This is a genomic window from Flavobacterium sp. M31R6 (genome assembly GCF_013284035.1).
In the GTDB taxonomy this organism is placed as follows: domain Bacteria; phylum Bacteroidota; class Bacteroidia; order Flavobacteriales; family Flavobacteriaceae; genus Flavobacterium.
Genome location: NZ_CP054141.1, coordinates 186,823 through 211,591 on the forward strand (window position 1 = coordinate 186,823; position 24,769 = coordinate 211,591).

The following is a 24,769-nucleotide window of genomic DNA, read 5'->3' on the forward strand; positions in this document are numbered from 1 at the left end:
AATATCATTAAGTTTTTTATCCTTTCGCTTAAAAGATGTAATTTTGCAAAAAATTTAAGGACGATGATTAAGATTGGCAACATTATATTACCAGAATTTCCCCTACTGTTAGCACCTATGGAAGATGTGAGCGACCCTCCATTCCGCAGATTGTGCAAACAGCATGGTGCCGATTTAATGTACTCCGAATTTATTTCTTCCGAAGGACTAATCCGAGACGCCATCAAAAGCCGAATGAAATTAGACATCTTCGATTACGAAAGACCTGTTGGAATTCAAATTTTTGGTGGAGACGAAGAAGCAATGGCGTTGTCATCCAAAATAGTTTCTACCGTAAACCCAGATTTAATAGACATCAATTTTGGCTGCCCTGTCAAAAAAGTCGTTTGCAAAGGTGCCGGTGCCGGAGTTTTGAAAGATGTTGATTTAATGATTCGCTTGACACAAGCCGTTATTGATAGTACCCATTTACCTGTTACCGTAAAAACGCGTTTGGGTTGGGATGACAGTTCGATAAATATTGATGAAGTTGCCGAGCGTTTGCAGGATATTGGTGTTGCCGCTTTGAGCATCCACGCCAGAACCCGTGCACAGATGTACAAAGGCCATTCCGATTGGTCGCACATTGCCCGTGTGAAAAACAATCCGAGAATCACAATGCCTATTTTTGGAAATGGCGATATTGATTCACCCGAAAAAGCATTGCATTATAAAAATGAATACGGTATCGACGGAATAATGATTGGTCGTGCTGCAATCGGTTATCCTTGGATTTTTAATGAAATCAAGCATTACTTCAAAACCGGTGAACATTTAGCAAAACCAACCGTTGCCGATAGAGTTGAAGCCGTACGAAATCACCTTACTTGGGCAATGGAATGGAAAGGCGAAAGACTCGGTATTGTTGAAACAAGACCTCATTACACCAATTATTTCAAAGGAATTCATTCTTTCAAAACTTACAAACAAAAATTAGTTACCCTAGACCGTCCAGAAGAATTATTCGCTGCGCTGAATGAAATAGAAGAGGCTTATTCTGGATATGAGGTTGTTTAAAAGCTTAAACACGAATTCCACTAATTTTCACGAATGAATTTGTGTAAATTAGTGGAATTCGTGTTTTTTCTTAAATCTTTGCTTAATCCAATAATTTCTTGCTCACTCGGCTGCTTGCTATTAATGATGCAATAAAACCAAGCGTGACAATAGTAGCCATAACAATAAGTACGTTTTCCATTGTAAAAACCACTGGATAAGCCAATGTAGGAGTTATCATTATCAGCTCATATTGTTGTTGTAATAACACAAACACAACACCCAATAACAATCCGATAATCCCTCCGAAAAAACTCAATAAAGTTCCTTGCAGTAAAAATATATTTCTCAAATCCTTGATGCCGGTTCCTAGATTAAAGAGAGTTTTAAGATTTCCTTTTTTATCCAAAATCATCATGATGAGCGCACCAATCAAGTTAAAAAGCGCCACAACAATTACCAATGTAAATATCAAATACACCGCAATATTCTCTGTATTCAACATTTTATACAAGGCTTCATTCAGCTGTTCCTTGTTTTTTACGGTAATTTTATTCTTGAAAATCGATTGGAGTTTCTCAATAACAGCACTTTCGTCAGCTCCTTGTTTTAATTTAATCTCAAGACTGGAAATCTGATTAGACTTGTATTCCAATAATTCTTGTGCCAAACCTAAATCGGCAAACACATATTTAGAATCCAAATCTTCACTGATTGCATAAATTCCAACCGGAAAAACATCTGTTTTGTTAAAAGCCTGAGCTGGATTTTCAATAGCTCCCCTACCTGGTTTTGGAACAAAAACCTCAAAGGCATTATTGTAGTCCAGTAAACCCATCGAGAATTTTTGAGCAATTCCATAGCCAACAACGACCTGATAAGTATCCGGTTTCAGCCATTGTCCATTATATAGTTTTTTATTATAATCGCTAACGGTGTTAAAAGTAGAATCAACTCCCTTAAGAAAAGTAACCTCTTGTTTTCCATTAAACGTAAACAATACTCTCTCTTCAATAACTTTAGAATAAGAAGCGAGACCTTCAATTTCCGCAATCTCTTTTTCCTGTTTTGGTACAATAAAAAAAGATTTTCCAAGCGTACTGCTTACTTTAAGATCAGGGTCAATATCATTGGTAAACGAAAGACTAAATTCTTTCAACCCCGTAAAAACCGAGAGCACGACAAATAATGCCATGGCTCCCACAATAATTCCCATACTGGCAATACGATTAATAATATTGATAGCATTATTTTTGCTTTTGCTAAAAATATACCGCTTGGCTATGTAAAGAGGAAAATTCAAATCTTATTGAAATCTGCGTTTGTCCAACAAATCTCTATTCTCTATAGGATTTTCTTGATTCTTCAAGGCATTATCAATCTTCTCTATATAATCCAAAGAATCATCAATAAAGAAAACCAAATTAGGCACTTTACGCAATTGCAAACGTACTCTTTGAGATAAATCGTGTTTAATCAAAGTCGAATTAGCCTTAATCCCTACCAATGTTTCCGCTGCTTTTTCTTGAGGGAAAATACTTAAATGCACCGTGGCCACAGACAAATCTGTAGTCACGACAACTTTGGATACTGAAATTATCAAATTCGTAATTCCATTTTTTCTCACTTCACCTTGCAAAATATCAACCAAATCTTTTTGGATAACCCCGCCTATTTTTTTCTGTCTATTTGTTTCCATAGTGCAAAAATACTATTTTTTGAGAGACAACCCTACAAAGTCATAAACTCATAAAGTTTTTTATATTTGTTTTATGATTTAGGAGCAGAATCAAAAGCGAAAGATTAGGCTTTTTCAGGAGGCAAAGTTCCTGCTGTCCGCTATATTCCATCTCGCAGAAAAAACGAGATGGGATGCCACTTCCATCAGGGCTAAAGACAAACAATAGTCCTTTTTTGGGAACAATTCAAAAAAAATAAAAAACACAAACCATCACACAATGAGAAAAATAGAACACATTGGCATCGCAGTCAAAAACCTTGAAGTATCCAATTTGTTATTCGAAAAACTATTCGGTGCACCAGCCTACAAACAAGAAGAAGTCACCAGCGAAGGCGTAAAAACTTCCTTCTTCATGAATGGCCCCAACAAAATAGAACTTTTAGAAGCCACCAATCCCGAAAGTCCCATAGCCAAGTTCCTTGAAAAAAAAGGAGAAGGAATCCACCACATCGCTTTTGATGTTGAAGATATCTTTTCCGAAATCCAGCGCCTCAAATCAGAAGGATTCACCGTCCTAAACGAAATCCCAAAAAGGGGAGCCGACAATAAATTGGTAGCTTTTTTGCATCCAAAAGGCACCAATGGCGTATTAATTGAACTCTGTCAAGAAATAAAATAAAAAAATTCAAAATTTAGTCAATTCATAATCAGTCATTTTCAAAACAGATTTCTCCGATCAATAAACTATCCGAAAATCTACCTTAAAAATACTTGTAGTAATAAAATAATTGTAGTAATATTGCAAACTCTTAACCGGTCCTATAGCTCAGCTGGTTAGAGCACCTGACTCATAATCAGGTGGTCCCTGGTTCGAGCCCAGGTGGGACCACTAGTAAAATCAAGCCTTTACAGCAATGTAGAGGCTTTTTTGTTTTCATCAGTACAATATATGTATAACAAATTGCTGATCTCACAAAGATAGTAAACTTTTCATTCTGTTTCAATTAGCTGTATTTTTTAGTATTTTTACTTTTCAATTAAAAATAATTACAGTTATGGCAAAAATAATTGAAAAAATTTTTTTCTTTCTTCATCAACAAATACAAAAGGTAAATTCTATAATAACCTCCAAAAAGGTTCCACTTATTTTAGCCCCGCTATTACCTATTTTGGTAGTTATCGTCAGTGCTTTTCAGTTATACAATGGTGATTTTATTCCATTCCATTTAATAATTCTAATTTTTGGAGTTGTTTTTTCATTTTTACTTACAGTATCATCCATATATTTTTTAAAAGGAGATAATATTTTTAATCGATATAATAGACAAAAGTCAAATAGTAATTTATCTCAGTTCCAAAATACATCAAAGTCTTCAAACAATATGTCTGAAAAAAAAGTAGCTGATTTAATTGATGCTAATAGAGAAGCAATAAATTACTATTATGTTGAATTTAAAAAGATTGAACTATTTAACGATGACACATTATTAATTGACTTTCAAAGTTTGATTGCTAATTGCTTAAAAAAATCTAAGAACAATTATTTTTTTAAATTAGAAATTAGTGCTCAGGAAACACACGCTTTTATCAATGAATTTATGATTCCTTTCTTGATAAAATTAGATTCAAACCGTGTAATACCTAAAAAAAGTATAGCTTCTCTGTTACAATATAAAAAAGCCGGTAAATATATTCCTGTAAATGAAAAATCATTATCCGATAAAAATAGAATAACCGTTACCCTTTGTCAAAAAAAGGTATATGAAAGTGTTCAAAAAATGTAAATTCCCCGAATTATTATGTGACCAAGTCGCAATTCCACGTTTCATCTAGTTTCATTCCAATAGTTTAGCCTCATAATTCTAAAACAAAAATTATGAACCCACAAAAAATTATTGAACAGTTAAATGAAATTAAAATGATGATTACAAAAGGTAATCAGTTCCAAAAAGAGATTTTTACTATTAAAGATCTCATGAACTATACAGGCTTTTCAGATAGTACGATTCACAAATTATCTGCTAAAAAATTAATCCCTCATAACAAGCCAACCAACGGGGCTTTATTCTTCGATCGAGTTGAGATAGTTGAATGGATTAGAAAGCACAAAGTCTATTCAGATGAGGAAGTTTTGTCTAAATTTTCCAAGCAGTTAAAAAAATAAGCGTTCAAAAATGCACTTTTGAACGCTTAGAAATTTTTATATGTAACTCAAAAGAGTATATGCAAATATAAGCATTATGCTCATTCATCAATTATTTATTTATGGAAGAAATAAGCGTATATGATGTGTCATCACGCAAGGATTCTGTGTATGATAAAATTCAGGAAGAATTATCTAAGTATTTTAAAATCAAGTTTAATGAAATTGCATTGGAGTACGAAATTTTCGATGCAAACTCTGCATGTAAAATCGATTTTAACGAGTCCTCTCTGTTGATACATCTTCATAGAGAAAAATTAAATGTTAGCCCCCAAGTTTTTAAAACCTATTTAAAGTCGCATTTTGTAGAACGTATCAATCCGCTGATAGAGTATTTTAAAAGCTTACCGCCCTGGAACGGTAAAGATCATGTCAAAAGGTATGCCGACTATGTAAATACGGACGACAACGAATTGTTTTACCTCCATCTTCTTAAATGGGCAGTTCGTGCTGTTAAAACGGTATTTCTGAAGGAGGCTATAAATAAACATGTATTGGTTTTAGAAGGAGGTCAGAGTTTTGGTAAATCTTATTTTTTAAATTTTCTATGTCCAACCCAACTTGAAAAATATTTATATACAAATTTAGGAGTAGGAAGGGATGAACGTATCAAGTTGGCTAAATCTTTGATTATTAATGTTGAAGAATTAGATGTAATGGGAAAATATGATATCAATGCTATTAAAGCACTGATAAGTCAAGTTTCTGTTAATGAGCGGTTACCATATGGAGATAAATCAACTTTACTCTATCGCACTTGTTCATTTTTAGCGTCAACAAATCGTGCGGAATTTTTATGTGATGACTCAGGTTCTGTAAGGTGGATTATTTTTAGCGTCATTGAGAAGATTGACTTTTCCTATAGTAAAGAATTTAATATAGATGATTTTTGGTCACAAGCTTACCATATTTTTAAATACCAAAAAGACTTTAAATCCGATTTAACTCAGGAAGAAATAAAAGTCAATGAATTGAGAAATGAACGTTTTACTATACAAACAGTAGAGAATGAATTTGTTTTAAAATACTATTCAACTAGTGATAATCTTTCAGATTTTAGGACACCATCGGAAATTGTAACAGAACTACAGGTTATGGGGCATAGATTAAATGCTCAAAAAGTTGGCTCAGCACTAAAAAAATACAATTTTACCAGAATCAAGCATGCAAAACGTCAAGTATATGGATATTTAGCAAAAACCAAATTTAGGGATTCGCCTTGGGGATTTACAGATTCTTAAAATATACTTACCTAGTTACCTAATTATTGCTTAATTAACTGAATTTGTGTAATTTATTTAGGTAGGTAACCTATGATAATCAATACTTGGCTTACCTAAATTAGGTAAACTAGGTAAATCAAAAATAAAGCACCTTTTTTTTAATATGTTTATTATAGCTGTCCAATTTCTTTAGGTAGCTAGGTAGGCAAAAATTCAAATTATAGTGAACGATATAGAGAAATTAAGAAATATTCCAATGATCAATATTTTGAAAAGATTAAATATTGAAGCCATTGAAAAGAAAAAAGAACAGTTTTGGTTTAAAGCTGATTGGAGAAATGAGCAAACTCCTTCTGTAAAATGTGAGCATAATCTTTTTTATGACTTTGGTGAAGGTTTTGGAGGTAATACTGTGGACTTTATTATGAAGTATTTTTCCATTGGTTTTTTGCAAGCGGTTAGGTGGCTACAAAGTGAGGATTCTATTTTTTCTTTTGACCAGCCTAAACAAAATGTTTTTCTGGAGATGAAAAAAGAAAAGCAATATCGTGTGGAAAGAATTCAACTTTTACAAAATAGAATTTTAATTGATTATTTAAATACAAGAAAATTGAACATTGAAATTTGTAAAAGGCATTTACATGAAGTGTATTATAAAATAAAGGATAGGAAATATTTTGGGGTAGGATTTAGGAATGATCAAAATCAATTTGAAATTCGAAATAAATATGCAAAATTATGTTTAGGAATAAAATGGTTTACATGGATTAACAAAAGCAATAAATCCCTAATAATCTTAGAATCATGGTCGGATTTCATTTCATTATTGACGTTGTATCCAAAATGTGAAAAGTCAAAAGATTTCTTGATTTTAAATTCTCTATCAATGCTTTCGAAAGCAGATCAAGTATTAAATGTTTATTCTGAACTTTTGTTTGCGCTCGACAACGATGTTGCGGGTTCGAATGCAACAGAAAATTGTTTAAAGAAGTGGAATTCAACGGGAGCAAGATGTAAAGATATTAGGTATCTGTTTCATGGTTCAAAAGATATAAATGATTTCTTGATTTTAAAAACTAAAACAAGTGGTTAGACTTGTGTGTGAATATCACTGTTTAAAAGAGTTTATACTAGTAATGTAATTAGCTAGTAATGTAATTAGCAAGTAGGACAGGGGCGGAAAAACCCCTATCCTACTTGCTCTGCGAGGCCAAAGCCTTGAAAATAAGGCTTTCTTTAAGAATGAAGTTTATAAGATTTTATAATTTAAATATAATAAATACGTAACCACTTGATTAACAGCATTAAAAATTATAATTATGACTAAAAAAAGTATTATTATAGATGAAAAAGCGCATACAGAACTTGGGAAGTTATCTGAAAGTTTACGAATGAACTTAGGGGTTCTTATACAAGAAATGATTTATTATTTCAAAAAAACAGGTATCGATCCCAAAGATGCTGTAAACAAAAATCCAGCTTTAATGGTTGCCGCTTTAGATAAAAGGATAGTCTCTTTTTTAAAAGTTCAAGAAAGAGATATTTTGAAACCATTAAGACAAGATGTTTTTAATTATCAAAATGCCCAAAAAGAAGAAATATCAAAGCTAATTATTTCGATAAATAAACTCTTAGATCAACATTCGGAACGAACAACTGAAATAAAAAAAGCTCATCTTGAGAATCTGAACAAAATAAATAGCAATGATGGGGAAAGAACTAAAATGATAATTTCTGAATTACAAAAAAATAGACAAGCGATTTTGCTTATTTGCCAACTATTAGACGAAAAAAACAAATCGGGCACTATGGGTAAAATTAAATCTCTTTTTTCATAATGCCAATATCTAAACCTCATAGTACACTTGGAGCAGACAATAAAGGAAGTTGTTCCAACTTAGCCATTTACTTAGAAAAGGAAAATGAAGAATTAGACAGAATCATCAAAAAGTCTTCCTCAATGAGTGAAATATCTCAGCTAGAAAACAGGAAACAATGGTTCTTTACAGCTTTAGAGATTAATATCAGTACGATAGATGTTATTAGTGCTATCGATAATAATAAAAGAAAATTAGGAGCTAATGATGCTAAATATTTTGCTCCAACAATTAGCTTCAGCGAGAATGAGTTGAGTCATATTGCCTTTCTGGCTACAGGCAAAAAAGAAGTTACAAGTATTTTGGAATTAAACTCATCTGAATTAGAGCAATTTAATAATCTTATAAGAGAGTATGGACGCAAAGTAATGGATAACTATGCTTTGAATTTTAATCGTCAAGACAAAGGAATTAAAACGGGTGCTGATTTAGTTTATTTTGCAAAAATTGAGCATTTTAGAAAATACAAGGGTACAGATAAAGAGGTTATTAATGGAAAGGAAATTTCTGGCGAGTATAAAAAGGGTCTGCAATCTCATATTCACATAATTGTTTCCAGAAAAGATAAAACACAAATATTAAAATTAAGCCCTACTTGTAACGAAAAACAAACCAATAGAAAAATTGGTAATAACGAATATCAAGTGGGATTTGATAGAGTGAAATGGATCAATTCGAACGAAAAAACTTTTGATGAACATTTTAATTATAAACGAAAAGAACTTGAAAAATTTCAAAATCAAAATATTTTAAAAAATGGAAGTCCTCAAGACAAACATGAAATCAATAAAAAAATAGAAATAGAATCGAATAATAGGGATGATATAAAAAAGCAAATTAGGAATGCTCATTTCAATGTTTTGATGACAAAACCAAACAATTTAAAAGAGTATCAACAGCGGATGATGAAATTTGAAATTCAGGTTTTACCCACAATAAATAAAGATGGTTTTATCCAGGAGAATCACTTTTTTTACGAACTATCAGGTATAGATTTCAAAGCGAGTGAAGTTAATCAAAACTTAAAACTCCATGAATTATTTAGTACTGATAGCAAAACGACGAAGCAAGTGCAACAAACTGAACCATCATTAGAGGATTGGAAGATTAATACCGAAAAATTAACATCCATTTTATCATCTCTTGCCTTTGAAATCGCTCCAAGTCTTGATGATGAATTACCAAAAAGAAAGAGAGCAATAAGAAAGTGAATAAATGTAAAAAATAAACATTATAAAAAAAAAGATAAGCAAAGTGGTAATTTTAAAAGAATTATTAGAACATAGTTTAAAATCCGATTTTGACCAAGAGCTGTCATATATATGTGAAGTTGTATTTAATGAATTGCTGAAGGTCATTCTTTATAAATTAAATAGTATAAAACGCACTTTCTCCAGTTTGCCTTTCTGTTTCATTATAAAAGCTTTCCGTTTCTAAACGATAGGCAGCTTGATTTTTAATATGTCCTTCATAACCTACATATTTTAATATTAGGATTGACACTAACATGTGAATTCTGTCAGCTTCCAAGTGCAGATCTTTAATCCTATTTTTTAAAACACCTTCCTCATATGGGGTTTTGCCATGAAAAAATAAGTTTCGAGTATTTAACAAAACACTATACTTTTCCGGTAGGTTGACTTTATAACGCTCAAAAGCAAGAATAAATTTATCTTTATTAAAAGGTGTATTTAAATAAGTGATTTTTTTTGTTAAGGATGAGTATTCCAATTGTGAAAATTTATCCTTTTCTCGGTTTGCAATATCATGGAATTCCTTCAAGATTGGAGTTAATTGTTCAGTTTTTTTAATAGGTTTAAAAAAAGCTTTATTTTCCGAGTGAATTAGTGATACAGCGGTTTCAAGAGCTACACTAAAAATAGAACATCGGATTAACGGAGATTTTATTTCATTTCCGTCCACCAGTAATTCAATTGCTCTTTCAAGTTCCGGTTTTGATTTTAACTCATTAACAATGGTAGATAAAATCTTTTCGGAAAACAATAAAGGTGTTAGTTCTGGGTAATTACTAGGATCAGTATGGATGAAACTTCTAAACTGTTGAGGGTTTATTATTTCAAAATTTGTAATAACAGAATCGCCAAATAATTTATAGTAGATATACTTAGCAAGTTTAAAATCGTTTGATGTATACGAGAAAAAGTAATGCTCGTCCTGATGCCAGTTGCCAGTCAAAAAGCCAACTGATTTTAAAATCAATTCACAGTCTTCTCTAAAGCTTTTAAAATTTGTCACATCCAAGCACTCGATTGTCAAATAAGTTTTGCTATTTGATCTTTCGTTATGTCTAAAAACATGGTATTCAATATTTTCAATATTAAGGCGAACAAGCCCTAAAGCATAGTGTGTCCCATCACAAGAATAACCTGCTCCGAGAAATATTGTTCCAAAATCTTCGTCATTAATTTTCAAGATTAAACGAAAATTTGATGCAGATGATAAAGGAAATTGTTCATCATAAATAGTGGTTATTTCTCCTGTTATTTGATTTGTAGGGACAAATCTTTTTCCTTTAACTTTTGTGACACCTTTGGGCGGAATTACAAAAATTCTATCAGTTGAAATAAGTTTACAATTTTTATTAAAACCCAGTTTTTTAAAGGTTATGTTATTTGGGTCTAAACTATTTTGTAATTCTAAGTTAAAGTCAATATGTTTGTTTCCAGTTCCTTTAGACAAACTAATTTTAGCCTCATTAATTGGAAAACCTAAATCGTGGGAGATAATAAATGACTCCTTTTGAAATATTTTTTCAATTATTTCAGTTTCGCTTTGAATACTTTTTGTGTATTTTTCTTCTATCACATTATAGCTGTTAAGTGAATATAAATATTAGTCTTCCAACCATTTAATATCTTTAATTCGATTTGGAATTAAACCGTCTTTAATCTGCACGGCAAGTGCATAATTGAATGTTCTCAGGAAATTGTAACCTTTATGATTTGCCTTGTTTGTATAGTCTGACATACTAAGATATAATTCTAATAAGCCAAAAAAATCAATCTTCTTGTCTTTTAAACTTTGTTCCATTTCCTGTAAATCACTAATATTTATAATGATTAGATCTTTAATATTATGTTCTTTAGTTTTTTTATTAATTTTTTGCTTTTCAAGGAGTTCATTAAATTTTCGCTTTAACACAAATGGAACAATACCAGAACTAACTATCGGATCATTAACAATAATTATTGGATAAATTTGAACTTTCCGTTGATAGTTAAAGTGTAAGTCGTCAATTTCTGATTTATAAATGTGAAACTTCTTTAAAGTTTTTTCAGCCAATTGGGATAAGCCATAATCTTTATTGAATTTTTCAGTATCGAGGTTTTTGAAGTCTTCAATGGTAGCAACAGTCTTGTAGCCATGATCTAGTGGGATGAAACCACTTTTTACTTCGAATAGTGCCACGTTCTGCTTTTCTCGGATATAAAAATCTGCATATTCTATTTCTGTTCCTTCAATATTAAATTGGAGCTGATTGGTTGATTTTAATATTATGTCTGGGCGAGTTGAAAACGATTCTTTTAAAATATCCTCAGTGAATGGCTCATAGAAATCAGTTCCAATAAAATTTCCCCAATCTTTCCTTGTGCAGACCTCATTAGGTTTTAAATAATCGAACCAAAAATCATTGATAAATATTGAATATGTCTTTTCAATGTAGAAGCCTTCATCGTACATTATATAACTAACTATATCTTTATTTTCCTTTATTTTACATTTAAACAAAGGACTCTTTTTTAGCGGGAAAAAATCAAAAGTACGTAGGTCATCCTTAGTAGGTATTGGATACTCAACTTTTGTGCTAAATGAATCAAGGATTTTTATGGCATCAACGTTATCTTTGGGAATGTTAATGTAACGCATCCCTAAAACTTCATCATAACTTTTAATGAACGTCCAGATAATATGTTTTAAAAATTCTTTTGTACTTTCAACTTTATAGAACCAGGTTATAAAGTTTTTGAAATGTTTTCCAAATAAATGATGCTGTTCAATTTTATTGAACAAAAAATATGATTTATAAAAGATATTTATCGCATTCGAGCATTCGTTATATTGATTGTGGTGCAATTCTCTAAACATAAAGAATTCAAAGAAATCTGTTCCAAGTTGCTTGTAACCTTCCTCTCTATAATTTTTATCTCCAGTTAAAATTTGTTCGTTTGCAATTAGTAAAAATTTAAAAATTCGTTCCCTATTATCAAAGTTATATTCAGGTTCTTCAGAGGTGAAACCTTCATTATTAATAATTTCCTGCATTGCGTAAAGACAAGTTACCCGTGAAAATAAATTATGGTTTTTAGGTGTGAGTGAGTATCTATTAATTAAAGTTCTACAAAAAGATAAATGTACAGGATTATTTTTGTCTAAAAAAATAGTTTTCAAGCATTCTATTTGCGTTTCTCTTGAATCATCAAAATGGTTAGAATCTGGACGTTTTAATCTAGTATTGATAGCAACTAAAGTTGCAATAAGTTCCTCTTTAGGAATGTCAAGGATTAGATCAATTGGATTTTCAGGAATCGGATTTGCATAAAAATCAGAATATTTAATTAGATAACCCCACATATATTGTCATTTTTTATGGATTTAATCTTTCTAAATCTGTATTTCTTTGCTGCAAATTCAGCAAACAGATATTACCAAATATAAGCATATTAAAAGGCTCAACTAATTAGTTGAGCCTTAATTATGAAATAAGAATTAATCCCAAATTATTTATTGATTAGTTTTTCAAGTCTTTGCATCATTTCATCTTTCTCTTTCAACATACGCTCAAACAAAGCAATCTTTTCTTCGTGAAGTTTTTTGATCTCCTCAATCGGATTGTTATTAAAAACTTCAATTCTGTTATTGAACATTGCATTATCCGAGAAATTACATGAAATTAAATTCACTGCCTGTTCCTCATCAAAGTTTTGAAACGCTTCCACAGGAATTTTTAATGAATTGGAGATTTGATTAAGTATATCATCTTCAATTCTATCTTTTTGCTCCAGCATTGAAATTTTCTTTTGATTCCAGTCATTTCCCAGATCAAAAGCCAATGCCTCTTGTTTGATTCCAAGCATTTCTCTGAAACGTTTTACGTTTCTTCCCTGATGTATTTTCTGTTCCATAATGAGTATCAATTTTCTGAAGGCTCAAAGATAAAGCCATTTGGATTAAAAATTCTGAGTTTCAAAGATAAAAAAATATCCTGTAAAATATCCTTTTTATCAGATATTATATCCGCTTTTCGAATAGATTATCCTTTTTAAAGAATGGAACTTCGCTTGTGAATTTAAAATCTTCCCACTATGAAAAAGAATAAAATATCCTTCGAAACAAGATTTTGGGCAGGGTTTGTGGCAGGAAATCCATTTGAGGCATTTGACGCTATTTTTGACTTTGCACATCTTGATTATTATAAACAGAATTTAAGTGAAGCGGTACTTCACTGTTATAAGGGAAAAGTCTACAAGCAAGAAACCCCCTGTAATGTTTTCGTTTTTTATACTGCTGTCTCCTCTTTTCTCAAAGTCTGTTACTACCTGAAAGAAAAAAGTAAAAAATGGAAAGTAAAACAGTCATCCCGCACTGAAACGGTATTTCATCTTTCTTCCCTGACCAAAGAAGAGTTCGACAATCCTTTTTTGGTGCTTCAAAATGCATTTGAAGAGAGAACACCGCAAGAGTTTGAATTTTTCTTATCTGAAATCACTGAACTTTCATTGTCTCCCTATTATGTAGATCCTGACTCCGACCTTACGACACCTTATATTCATTTAATCAAAATGCTCGATGCAGGGGAACTGATGAGAGAAAGAGGTGTTGAGAAAATCAAGAAAAATGAACAGGTTGAACCTTCAGCGGAATAAAATATCCTTTATCTAATCTTCAAAAACACAGTATTATGAAAACTTCAAAAAAACTTTCATTTCCAAAACTCGAAAACGAGTATTTGGAAAATATAATCAGACAATTAGTCTATCAGTATAATGTTATTCAAATATTTTTTACCAGACAAAAGTATTCAGGATTTAGCTGTCTTATTATCAATATTGAAAGCAATATAGACGCTCAGAAACTTCAGCAGAATAAATGGGTAAGAAAAATTAAAGAACACCTTCAGATTAATCTAGCTTTTATCTTCTCATCAAAACTTCGTCATAACTATTCTTTAGGTTCTCCTTTCATTGCGTTTTACTGCCGTGAGTCTGCTGTTATTTACCAGAATAATGAGTTCGAAAATTCTATTTTTAGAACAGAGGAATGGCAAAAATTCAAAAAAAGGTTCAATGAGTATGAAAATAATTTTTACCACGATCATGATCTTCATGCGTGGCAGATTAAAAATCTCATTTCAGAAGGTTCTTCAAACAGCGTTTTTACATCCTATGCAAGACTTATTGAATATGATCTTGATTATTTAGAAGAACTGTACATAGGAAGTAAATCTGTTTTGCAGAGCTTAGATGATAGGATCAATAATCTTATCCAATATATTCCTGATATTCAAAAATATTTTATCAGAACCCCTTACAATAAATTTTATCTGACGGATTTATTTAGGAAAGCAAAAGAAGCTTCCGCGGATGATGATATAATTTATAAAGAAGAAATGTATGAAGCAGTTGGAATTGCCCAGAAAAGTCTCTATTTTCTTGTGGAAAAAAGGCTTGCCGAATTAAAGAAGCTTATAAAGAAAGGACTGCATGAAAGTAATGAGGCTGTATGTGAAATTGAAAAGGAGCCGAAGAATATAATTTTAGATACTGCAATAGAAACTATATTAGAAATGGCAGAAGTTGAGGAAATCTATTTATATCATCAAATTACCTATGGTGAAAAAACGACTTATTATCTGATGCTTATAGCTGTCGGGACGGGTAATGAAAAATTAAAATTAATCACTCAATCTTTAAAAAGTAAAATAGGAGAAAAACATGATTTTGTTTTGTTAAGCCACAGTCGTTACTGGATACAGACTAATCTGTATCAGAATCAGAGGTTCTTTTCCAGCATTATTCAAAACGAATATCTGATATATTCATCGAGTAAATATCTTCCTGAGTTTCACTGGGAGGTTCCTCACAATCCTTATCACGCTGATCTGCATTTTTATTATAAGCCGACCAAAAATATTGCCCTGCAATTTTTTGCAATAGCCAATGATGATAAAGAAAACTATCAAGGTTTAGAATACTTTTTTTCATTATTTTTCATGTCATTTTGCAGGACGTACATTTTTGTAAAAACGTATTACCTGCCTAATTATCTTTCTAATCAAACATTATGGCAGTTATGTCTCTATGCAGATTCAGACATACGAAAGTATAATTATCTAATAGAGCAGTTCTGGACTGATTTCTTTCCTTATTTAGATAAGCATATGACCCTTCATCATAAGTTGTCTAAGCTCAAAAAAGAAGAGGCTCTTCAGATGAATGTTATTGTTGAGAAACTGATGTATGAATTGCACAATTTGGTTATTGAAGGCGGGTTATTATCGAGCTTTGAGCAAGACTGATACATTAATTTATCGATTTAAAAATAAAGATCATGGAAAAAGATGAAATTGAAAAGTTAGAGACTATTAAAAGATTAACCAACAGCTGTCTCAGTACTTTGAGACCTGTTGACAATAAAAATAGGATTCACAGTGCTGAAATAAAAGTATATGATTATTACGAACTTGCCTCAGTCATAAGAAACCTGATGAAATTATGTATCGTGGCTTTGGATCATGATGGGGCTGAAGTTCCTAATACAATAGAAAATAAGTCGATTGATGTTGGACTTATTCTTGGAATTGCCTTGCAGTTATTTCCAATTGATGAATTCGAACTGCTAAATGAAATAAGCATATTATTTCCTGTAGATCAGAATTCGAAAAATTCATTTTTGGAAGAATAAAACACGGGATTCATATAAAATCCATCAGCGTTATCTTAGAAAATATTTAAGCAATAAATTATGTTAGAAACAATCAAAACAAAAATCAAATAAACTTTGACAAAAGGATGTTTATATTACATCGGTTAGTTCGTTATACTAACTCGGCTATTTCGGGGTTTTTAAAAAAAAGTTGCGAATAACAATGTGTTTTTATTAATTTAAATTGTGTATTTTTAAAAAATCTATAATAAAAAGCGTTACCAAATGTCATTATTCCAAAAATCTGTTGTTCTAAAACATTTACAATCCCAAAATAAAACTGTTTTACAGGAGAAATGGCAACAGTTCCAAAATCATTTCCACAATCTGACCATTCAGGAAAATATCCGCAACAGCAAGGAAGAACAATATCAGGGAGAATTCCTGATAGACTTGTTTGTGGCTATTTTGGGTTATACCAAAAATCCACAGCCGGATTTCAATCTGACTACAGAATACAAAAACGTAAAAGACAGCAAAAAAGCCGACGGTGCGATTGTAATCAATCAAAAGGTAACTGCCGTAATTGAGTTGAAAGGTACCAACACAACCGATTTAGGAAAAATAGAAACTCAGGCTTTCGGTTACAAAAACAACCAACCGGATTGTGTGTATGTTATTACATCCAATTTTGAAAAACTTCGTTTTTATATAGACAATGCCATTGAGCATTTAGAATTCAACCTTTTCAAGCTCACGCAGGAAGAATTCAATTTGTTGTATTTGTGCTTGGCTCATGAAAACATTTCCAAAGACATTGCCCGAAAAATCAAAAACGAATCGGTAAGTCAGGAAGATGTCATAACCAAAAAACTGTACAAAGATTACTCGCTTTTCAAAAGGGAATTATACCAGAATATGGTGGCTTTGAATCCCGAGTATGAACCGCTGGAATTGTTCAAAAAGTCACAGAAATTATTGGATCGTTTCTTGTTTGTTTTCTTTGCCGAAGACAGAAACCTATTGCCGACCAACCTAATTTTCCGAATCAATAAAGAATGGAAACAATTGCGTGAAATGCGTATTGAAGTTTCGTTGTACGACCGTTACAAAATCTATTTCAACGATTTGAATTCTGGTGCCAAGGTATCTTTGCCGGCTTTTAGCGAAACCGTTGCGATGGTGAAGGAAGAACACCAGATTTTTGCCTACAACGGCGGTTTGTTCAAACCAGACGAAATGCTAGACAACATTCGCATTGACGATGTTGTATTGTTTTCCCACACCGAAAAACTGAGCCATTACGATTTTGCCAGTGAAGTCGATGTAAATATTTTGGGACATATTTTCGAAAATTCCCTGAATGAGCTCGATGAAACCAAAGCGCAACTCGAAGGTCAGGAAATTGACAAAACCAAAACCAAACGCAAGAAAGACGGGGTTTTTTATACTCCCAAATACATTACCAAATACATAGTAGAAAATACCATTGGCAAACTTTGCATCGAAAAGAAAACCGAATTACAGCTGGTGGAGGAAGACTACACCACCGACAAAAAACGCCAAAAGAAAACAATGCAGGGATTGGTGGCCAAGTTGGAAGACTATCGTAAATGGTTATTGCAACTTACCATTTGTGACCCTGCTTGTGGTTCTGGTGCGTTCTTGAACCAGGCATTGGATTTCCTGATTGAAGAACACCGCTATGTAGATGAATTGCAGGCCAAACTCTTTGGCGACGCTTTGGTATTGAGCGACATTGAAACCAGCATTTTGGAAAACAACCTTTTTGGGGTGGATCTCAATGACGAAAGTGTGGAAATTGCCAAACTCTCACTTTGGTTACGCACCGCACAGCCCAACCGAAAGCTGAACGATCTGAACAGCAATATTAAATGTGGTAACTCGCTGATTGACGATCCCGAAGTGGCTGGTGACAAAGCCTTTAATTGGCAGGAAGCTTTCCCACAGGTGTTTACTAAAGGAGGTTTTGATGTGATTATTGGGAATCCGCCTTATGTTCAACTCCAAAGCATGGGTAAAATAAGTGATGTACTCAAAAATTGCGGTTATGAAACCTACGATAAGGGAGGAGACCTTTATTGTATTTTTACTGAACGTGGTTACACTTTACTAAAAATGGGCGGTATACAATCATTCATTATGCCGAACAAATGGATGTTAGTAGCTTACGGAAAACCACTGCGAAAATTCCTTTCAAAAACAGGTTTACGTCAAGTACTTAATTTTGGAGATATTCAATTTTTCCAAGAAGCGACTACTTATGTATGCATTTTCGTTACGCAAAAAAGCAAACAACAAGAAGAAGTCAAAGTCTTGTCACTCAATAATAAAACTTATAAAAGCGATTTTCTAACAGAGATTAAAAGCAATATTTACAACTATCCTTCCTCTAAATTTGATGAAGCTGAGTGGAGCATTCAACCTTATAATGATGCACTGAAGTTAGAGCAGATGAAATTGAATGGAATATCTTTAAAAGATTTACCAATTTCAATCTACAGGGGGATACTTACAGGATATAATGATGCTTTTTATATAGATGAGGAAACTAGGCAGAGACTTATAACTACAGATGCAAAAAGTGCCGAACTCATTAATCCAATGGCGCGTGGACGAGATATTTCTGCATATTCCATTACAGATCACGAATATTTGATAGGAACATTTCCTGCTCTAAAACTGGAAATTGAAAGTTATCCAGTCATTAAAGAACATTTGCTTTCATTTGGGTATGACCGGTTGAAACAAACTGGAGACAAAGGAGCACGTAAAAAGACAGGAGGAAATTGGTTTGAAACTCAGGATAGCATTAAGTATCATAAAGAATTTGCAAAACCAAAAATAATCTATCCAAATATGACTTCTGTTTTCCCTTTCATGTACGATGAAAGTGGAATGTTAGCAAATCAGAAGTGTTTTATTCTAACAGCACAAGATGATTCTATTTCATTACAGTTTCTCACTGCTGTTTTTAATTCTTCCTTAGCCAAACTTTGGATCTGGTATAAATGTCCTGAACTTCAAGGAGGAACACGTGAAATTAGTAAAGTTTATTTCGAACATTTTCCAGTTCCTAGTGCAAACATGGAGCAGACTTCTATACTTGCAAAATATTCCGCAGAGCGCACCCAATTAACTGTCGTATCGCGTGAAGTTGTCGAAAAATTCCAACGAACCATTCTAAGAAAATTTGAAATAACAGATTTACCCAAAAAATTACAGGATTGGTATTTATTGGCTTATGCCGAATTCATAAAAGAATTAGCCAAAAAGAAAATAAAACTATCCCTTTCCGAAGAAGCAGAATGGGAAGACTATTTCAATCAGGAAAGTAAAAAAGCACTTGACTTGAAAAATCAAATCGATACAACCGACAAGGAAATTGATAAAATGGTTTATGAGTTATATGGGTTGAGTGAGGAGGAGATATTAATAATTGAAGAAAAATGAGTAAAGTATTAAATTATAAATATATCATTTATCCTTTTGTTGCAATTTTTTTAGGATGCCTTGCTTTTTGGTATTCCCCTCCATTTGTTCCTGATTGTTTTAAAATTGAATCCTATGGGAAAAGATATGAACTTTTTAATCTGATTATTGGTTCGCTTGTTTCTATTATGGGGATTTATATTACAGTTTCTCTAGTGGCTTATGAATTTTTTAAACAAAAATCTGGGGTAGATTTTAATAAATCTTTTTTGATAAATTCATTAAGTGCATATTATATAAGTTTTTCAGTATTAACAATAATTGTGGCATTTTTATCTAGCATAATAGTTCCTATAGACAATCTATCAGCTAATGAAATTTCGATAATTTATTTTAATATATTCCTTTTTGTTTTAATTATATCCTTTCTGATTCCAGTTGCATTTAATTTGTTTTCATCATTGAAACCTGAAAAGTTAGCTTCCGAAGAAATTGATAAAATCGATTCTAAGTCAATTTTTATAAGCAATAATGGAATTAGCGATATAGATAAATCGGCAGAAATATTTGAAAATGACCATTTGATAAAAGTAACTAATATTGTAATTGCATTGATCAGTGTTTCAGAAAGTATAAAAGCACAATTAATTATCAGAAAAACTACCAGTAAATTATCAAATCTGATTATAGACGGAAAGAATCCGAAAGACAAAGAATATATAATTGAACGATTAATAACTTTCTATATTAAAATCATTGATTTTGCTCTACTTCAACCAAATAATGCTGGGATATTAAGGTGTATTTGGAACTCAATTGAAAGTATGTATTTTGATTTAATTAAAAAAAAAGAGACTTCATTTCATTATGAGAAATTTAGAGAAAAATTCTTTGAAAGATATATTAGTAGGCTTTTCACTCATAACAAAGAGGAAGAAATTATAGAGGGTATAGAAACTGTTAAAAATATTATACAAAATCAGTTAATATCTAATATGTCTGAGGATAAAGAAATACTTCATTTGTATGGTTTTATCAATGATTTTGAACCTGATTTTAAGAATTTGGATGATTATTCGGATGCAAATATCGAAGACTCTAAACATTGGGATGAAATAACACACAATACCCTTGATTTATTTTCCATTATTATAAACAAATCTATTGCATTTAAAAACCTTGATTTACTAAATAAATGCTTTGAAAAACTAGATGAGTTGAGCTTTCAAATTTATCTTAATGAAATAGGAAAATACAAATCAGCTTTTCTTCATATTAAAATAGCAACAATAATTTCTGATTATGCTTGCCGTGCTTTTCAAAAGAATGTTTTTGAAGAAGGAAGTGATGCTAAAAGAATATTGCCTATTCATCTTGAAATGCTTATTAAAAGTGAAGTAGTTTCAGCAAGAATGGTTTTGCAGAAATATTGCTATTTGCTAATTTATCTACAAAAGCTAAATAAATTGGATAGATGGTTTTTAGGTGGTATTAAAATGAATGATTTTATGGTGTCGGAAGGTGACTTAGGACATATTGCAAGAAGATGTGCTTATACTTATAATCAAAATAAAATCACGCAAAGTTGCTTAGATGATTGCATAGAGACTTATATTATTTTGAAAGAATATTATGAATCTCATAAAAATGATAATTTTGATTTATATATGGTTTTAAAAGATAGATTAAGTTCTATTTTAGGAATTTTGTTGGACTGTAATGTTGAAAATGAAAGTCTAATTGAAAGATTAAAGACTCAGATAGAAAGTTTTACACCGAAAGAAGATTATTTTTTGGAAAAATTAAGTATTTAGGTATATCGGAAATGGAAAATTTAAAAATTAGTAGAACGATTAAACTTATCGTATGAATGCGTCCTGCTCATGAACACCAACACTTGAATTACGGGGATTACTAAACAATTATAACGATGTTCAAGCAACTCTCGAAAATACCGAAAGGGAAGAATAATTATTAAAAACGGAACTTACAAAGAATCGACTGGTTTATAAGTTGTATAGTTTAGGTCAAGAGGAGATTAAAATTGTAGAGAATAGTTAATTTGTATGCTACAGACACTTAATAGTCTGGTAATACAATCAAAATATAAGATACGAAATGAAACATTTTTTTTACAAAGGAAGTCAAGACACACTATTAAAGGAGTCAGATTTTGAAAAAATAAAGGAGAATATTAAAAAAGATTTATCTAAAATACTGGATACTAGAAATCTTTCTTTTTTAATTGGTTCAGGCTGTTCATTAGGAAAGAATGGTATTCCAACGATGAAGCAATTAGCAGATAATCTCTTTGAACCTAAAGCTGATTTGAATGAAAATTTAAAAGATAAAGTTTTTGAAGCTAAACATATTGAGATTCTAGAAAAATTTAAAATCAATTATAAAAATGAGCCTTTTAGATCAAATCTGGAGACTTTTTTGGGAACATTGTACAGTTATAGGTTTTATTTAGAGAAACTCCAAGAAGCAGAGGAAATGGCTTTCGATACGGATTTAAAGGATTTAAATTTGATAATAGAAAGAACCAAGGACTATATCTTATATGAATGTTTAAACGAAAAAAACAAAGGTAATGATGGTAATATTGTTGATGTATATCAGCAGTTTTACAGAAAACTTTCCTTAAGGGATAGTAATTTGCAGAAACCAAATGTCTTTACAACTAATTACGACTTGTTTTCGGAACGTGCGATGGACAATCTAGGGATTTCGTACACCAATGGGTTTTCCGGGTTTGTGGAACGTTTCTTTAATCCTTCGATTTTTAATTATGCCCTTGCTGAACAAATGGACATTAGTTCGCTAAAATGGAGTGTTATTGATAGCTTCATTTATTTGTTCAAAATTCATGGATCGGTTAACTGGGTCGAAAAGGAAAGTAATAATAAGCTTTTTAGTATTCAAGAACTTCAAGATGTAAACTACGCCAAGCTTAAAACCGAAGCAAATTATATGATCTATCCATCGCCACTAAAACAAAATGCCAGTTTAGGATCACCCTATGCTGATTTATTTAGAGAATTTCAAAAAAGGATCACACAAAAGCAAAGTACATTGGTAACTATGGGATTTAGTTTCGGTGATGAGCATATTAATAATATTATCTACCAAGCATTAACTATACCATCCTTTAGACTGGTAATATTTTCAGACATAGGAAATCATGTTGACGGTAAATATGAAGCTAGTCGAAAAAATATTGAAAAGCTAAAGGACTTAAATGATCCTAGAATATGGATAATTGGTACAGATGCCGAATATGATGGTCTATTGCAGGAAGGAAAAATAATAGAGAAGGATCATAAAGAATTACATTTTTTTGACACGATTGCAAATGACTTGTTTCCTGACTTTACACAAGATGATATTGATGAAGCCAATAAAAAGCTAATAGAATTAATCAGGACTAAAGGAAAGGGAAATGATTAAAGATGACAAACAAAGAGTAATTGGAAAACTAATCAGTATAAATTCCGATAAGTTCACCGTTGAGTTATTGAATCAATCAATAAATTTTACCATAAATGGATTTGAGGATATTTATCAGTATGCTCAGATCAACGGATATGTGGTATTACCTTATCAAGATTTTTACATTATTGCTGAAATTTTTGGAGTTAGAGAACGAGATTCCGATATAAAATGGCAAGGAGAAAAAGAGCAAATTCTCAACAAATCCAATTCAGTTAAATATCTCGATATAAACCCTATTGGAACTATTCAAAAAAGGAAATTCAGATATGGGGTGTCTATATTTCCAACTTTATATACAGATGTTTTGTATATCAAAAAAGAAGAATTAGATACTATTTTTGAATACAATGACGATTCTATAAAAATAGAAGAAAACAAAGATTCTACTAAATTAAAACTACTAGAAATAGGGACTTCAACGATATTTCCTGATTATAAAGTAAAAATAAATATCAATGATTTTTTTGGTGCACATTCCTCAGTTTTAGGAAATACCGGAAGTGGAAAATCATGTACCATTTCGTCTATGATTCAAACTCTTTTTCAAAAAGATAATTATAGTGCTGTGGGTGCATCGTTCCTGTTTTTTGATGTAAATGGAGAATATCACAGAGCCTTCAGTCAGTTAAATAACAGTGATATTGATGTGAAATATTTTTCCATTAATGGAACAAGAAATGATGAATCATTCGAATACATGAATGAAATAAAAAGAACTATTGAATATGAAAATTTCAAATTACCACATTGGTTCCTGAATATCGATGAATGGGCGTTACTTTTGCAAGCTACTGAAAAAACCCAGTTACCAATTTTGAGAAGTGCTTTAGGCTTTTCACAAAATATGGATGACATTTCGAAAAATCATTTATATGCAAGCAATATTATGTATGTTTTTGAAAATTGGGATTCGCCAGTTGCAAAAAGACAACGGATAGGTTCTCTTGTTGAAAAGGCAGGATTTACAGATGTTGACATGTCAAAATACGACGCTCGATTTGGAAATTTTCCTCCAGGTGAAGAGGAAAAATTCAAACAAGCCGTAAACAATCATATTAATATTGATGAATTTATTTTTCCAAAATTTAATTACGAAAAATTTGATTTTGGTTCGCTAGGTGAACATTTGGACGAGGCCCTATTATATGAAGAGTATCATGGTAATAAGCAAATTAGAGACTATTGTTCAAGTCTAATTACACGATATAAAAGTTTAAGTGAAAGGGAAGAATTCAATTTTTTAACTCAAAACAAAAATGAAATCGGCAAAGAAATCTTTTTAGACAATTTATTAGGATTGAAGGATAAAAAAAAGAAAACCCAAATTACAATTATAGATTTAAACTCAGTCGAAGATGAAGTTGTTGAGGTTGTTTCTTGCGTCATTACTAGATTAATTTTTGAAAGACTTAAAACGATCCCTAAAAGAAATTCCTTCCCAGTCAATTTGGTTTTAGAAGAAGCACATCGTTATATTTCCGAACATAAAAATTCTCACTTTGGAGAAGCTAACAAAATTTTTGAAAGAGTTGCTAAAGAAGGAAGAAAATATGGTTTGTTCTTAATGGTTTCTTCTCAAAGACCAAGTGAGTTATCAAAAACTGTTTTGTCTCAATGCAGTAATTTCATCGTGCATAGAATTCAAAATCCAGATGATTTGAACCACATAAGGCAAATGACACCACATATTTCAGCCAATATTTTATATCGTTTACCATCAATTCCTACTCAACATGCATTGGTGTTTGGTAGTTCTGTTCAAATACCAACTCTTTTTAAAGTAAATGATGCTAATCCATTGCCAAATAGTGCAAATAGTGATATTATTAAACACTGGTTTATACCTAAAAATAATTTTGTAGAATGATTTATTACTTTAATTGAGATCATTAGAATTATAAAGAAAATCGATACAGTA

Annotated in this window: 20 protein-coding genes and 1 tRNA gene; 16 read left to right on the forward strand and 5 right to left on the reverse strand. The window is 31.5% G+C overall.

Going from position 1 to position 24,769, the window contains the following annotated elements; genetic code table 11:
• Positions 1 to 63 precede the first annotated feature (63 nt).
• Positions 64 to 1,056: a tRNA dihydrouridine synthase DusB gene (gene dusB, locus HQN62_RS00820; RefSeq protein WP_116796843.1), complete on the forward strand. Its 993-nt coding sequence runs from the start codon at positions 64 to 66 to the stop codon at positions 1,054 to 1,056.
• An 82-nt stretch (positions 1,057 to 1,138) separates the two neighbouring features.
• Here the strand turns inward: dusB and HQN62_RS00825 are convergent, their stop codons facing one another.
• Together HQN62_RS00825 and rbfA are read right to left on the reverse strand one after the other, a co-directional pair.
• The gene (locus HQN62_RS00825) at positions 1,139 to 2,338 is read right to left on the reverse strand and encodes an ABC transporter permease (RefSeq protein ID WP_116796842.1); all 1,200 of its coding nucleotides are present in this window, start codon (positions 2,336 to 2,338) and stop codon (positions 1,139 to 1,141) included.
• Between the two features lie 3 nt (positions 2,339 to 2,341).
• The gene (gene rbfA, locus HQN62_RS00830; protein WP_100432845.1) at positions 2,342 to 2,734 is read right to left on the reverse strand and encodes a 30S ribosome-binding factor RbfA; all 393 of its coding nucleotides are present in this window, start codon (positions 2,732 to 2,734) and stop codon (positions 2,342 to 2,344) included.
• A gap of 259 nt (positions 2,735 to 2,993) precedes the next feature.
• Between rbfA and mce the strand changes: the two genes are divergently transcribed.
• The 8 genes from mce (at position 2,994) to HQN62_RS00870 (ending at position 9,230) form a co-directional block, all read left to right on the forward strand.
• Positions 2,994 to 3,395 (forward strand): methylmalonyl-CoA epimerase, encoded by a 402-nt coding sequence (mce, locus tag HQN62_RS00835; RefSeq protein WP_173502953.1) that lies wholly within the window; start codon positions 2,994 to 2,996, stop codon positions 3,393 to 3,395.
• Positions 3,396 to 3,531: 136 nt separating this feature from the next.
• A tRNA-Ile gene (locus HQN62_RS00840) sits at positions 3,532 to 3,605 on the forward strand.
• A 166-nt stretch (positions 3,606 to 3,771) separates the two neighbouring features.
• Positions 3,772 to 4,500 carry a hypothetical protein gene (locus tag HQN62_RS00845; RefSeq protein ID WP_173502954.1) on the forward strand — a complete coding sequence of 243 codons (729 nt, stop codon included), beginning with the start codon at positions 3,772 to 3,774 and terminating at the stop codon, positions 4,498 to 4,500.
• Between the two features lie 92 nt (positions 4,501 to 4,592).
• Positions 4,593 to 4,880 carry a helix-turn-helix transcriptional regulator gene (locus HQN62_RS00850; RefSeq protein WP_143376224.1) on the forward strand — a complete coding sequence of 96 codons (288 nt, stop codon included), beginning with the start codon at positions 4,593 to 4,595 and terminating at the stop codon, positions 4,878 to 4,880.
• Between the two features lie 101 nt (positions 4,881 to 4,981).
• The gene (locus tag HQN62_RS00855; RefSeq protein WP_173502955.1) at positions 4,982 to 6,160 is read left to right on the forward strand and encodes a VapE domain-containing protein; all 1,179 of its coding nucleotides are present in this window, start codon (positions 4,982 to 4,984) and stop codon (positions 6,158 to 6,160) included.
• Positions 6,161 to 6,410: 250 nt separating this feature from the next.
• Positions 6,411 to 7,235, forward strand: coding sequence for a toprim domain-containing protein (locus HQN62_RS00860; RefSeq protein ID WP_173502956.1), 825 nt, complete (start codon positions 6,411 to 6,413; stop codon positions 7,233 to 7,235).
• Between the two features lie 226 nt (positions 7,236 to 7,461).
• Positions 7,462 to 7,980: a BfmA/BtgA family mobilization protein gene (locus tag HQN62_RS00865; protein ID WP_173502957.1), complete on the forward strand. Its 519-nt coding sequence runs from the start codon at positions 7,462 to 7,464 to the stop codon at positions 7,978 to 7,980.
• Complete coding sequence (locus HQN62_RS00870; RefSeq protein WP_173502958.1) at positions 7,980 to 9,230, forward strand: DUF5712 family protein; 1,251 nt, start codon at positions 7,980 to 7,982, stop codon at positions 9,228 to 9,230. The genes HQN62_RS00865 and HQN62_RS00870 overlap by 1 nt, the downstream gene beginning before the upstream one ends.
• 157 nt (positions 9,231 to 9,387) lie before the next feature.
• Here the strand turns inward: HQN62_RS00870 and HQN62_RS00875 are convergent, their stop codons facing one another.
• From HQN62_RS00875 to HQN62_RS00885, 3 genes are all read right to left on the reverse strand, one after another.
• Positions 9,388 to 10,845 (reverse strand): hypothetical protein, encoded by a 1,458-nt coding sequence (locus HQN62_RS00875; RefSeq protein ID WP_173502959.1) that lies wholly within the window; start codon positions 10,843 to 10,845, stop codon positions 9,388 to 9,390.
• A gap of 27 nt (positions 10,846 to 10,872) precedes the next feature.
• The gene (locus HQN62_RS00880; protein WP_173502960.1) at positions 10,873 to 12,612 is read right to left on the reverse strand and encodes a hypothetical protein; all 1,740 of its coding nucleotides are present in this window, start codon (positions 12,610 to 12,612) and stop codon (positions 10,873 to 10,875) included.
• A 146-nt stretch (positions 12,613 to 12,758) separates the two neighbouring features.
• Entirely contained in the window at positions 12,759 to 13,163 is a 405-nt protein-coding gene (locus tag HQN62_RS00885) for a helix-turn-helix domain-containing protein (RefSeq protein WP_173502961.1), read from the reverse strand.
• A 180-nt stretch (positions 13,164 to 13,343) separates the two neighbouring features.
• On the opposite strand from HQN62_RS00885, the gene HQN62_RS00890 reads away from it, so the two are divergent.
• From HQN62_RS00890 to HQN62_RS00920, 7 genes are all read left to right on the forward strand, one after another.
• On the forward strand, positions 13,344 to 13,904 hold the full coding sequence (locus tag HQN62_RS00890; protein ID WP_173502962.1) for a hypothetical protein: 561 nt from the start codon (positions 13,344 to 13,346) through the stop codon (positions 13,902 to 13,904).
• 35 nt (positions 13,905 to 13,939) lie between these two features.
• Entirely contained in the window at positions 13,940 to 15,556 is a 1,617-nt protein-coding gene (locus HQN62_RS00895; protein ID WP_173502963.1) for a hypothetical protein, read from the forward strand.
• A gap of 32 nt (positions 15,557 to 15,588) precedes the next feature.
• Positions 15,589 to 15,942 carry a hypothetical protein gene (locus tag HQN62_RS00900; RefSeq protein ID WP_173502964.1) on the forward strand — a complete coding sequence of 118 codons (354 nt, stop codon included), beginning with the start codon at positions 15,589 to 15,591 and terminating at the stop codon, positions 15,940 to 15,942.
• 246 nt (positions 15,943 to 16,188) lie between these two features.
• The gene (locus tag HQN62_RS00905) at positions 16,189 to 19,377 is read left to right on the forward strand and encodes an Eco57I restriction-modification methylase domain-containing protein (RefSeq protein ID WP_173502965.1); all 3,189 of its coding nucleotides are present in this window, start codon (positions 16,189 to 16,191) and stop codon (positions 19,375 to 19,377) included.
• Positions 19,374 to 21,170, forward strand: coding sequence for a hypothetical protein (locus HQN62_RS00910; RefSeq protein ID WP_173502966.1), 1,797 nt, complete (start codon positions 19,374 to 19,376; stop codon positions 21,168 to 21,170). The genes HQN62_RS00905 and HQN62_RS00910 overlap by 4 nt, the downstream gene beginning before the upstream one ends.
• A gap of 304 nt (positions 21,171 to 21,474) precedes the next feature.
• A complete protein-coding gene (locus tag HQN62_RS00915) occupies positions 21,475 to 22,806 on the forward strand; it encodes an SIR2 family protein (protein ID WP_173502967.1) in 1,332 nt (443 codons plus the stop codon).
• On the forward strand, positions 22,799 to 24,718 hold the full coding sequence (locus HQN62_RS00920) for an ATP-binding protein (RefSeq protein ID WP_173502968.1): 1,920 nt from the start codon (positions 22,799 to 22,801) through the stop codon (positions 24,716 to 24,718). Before HQN62_RS00915 ends, HQN62_RS00920 begins: the two co-directional genes overlap by 8 nt.
• Positions 24,719 to 24,769: the final 51 nt, after the last annotated feature.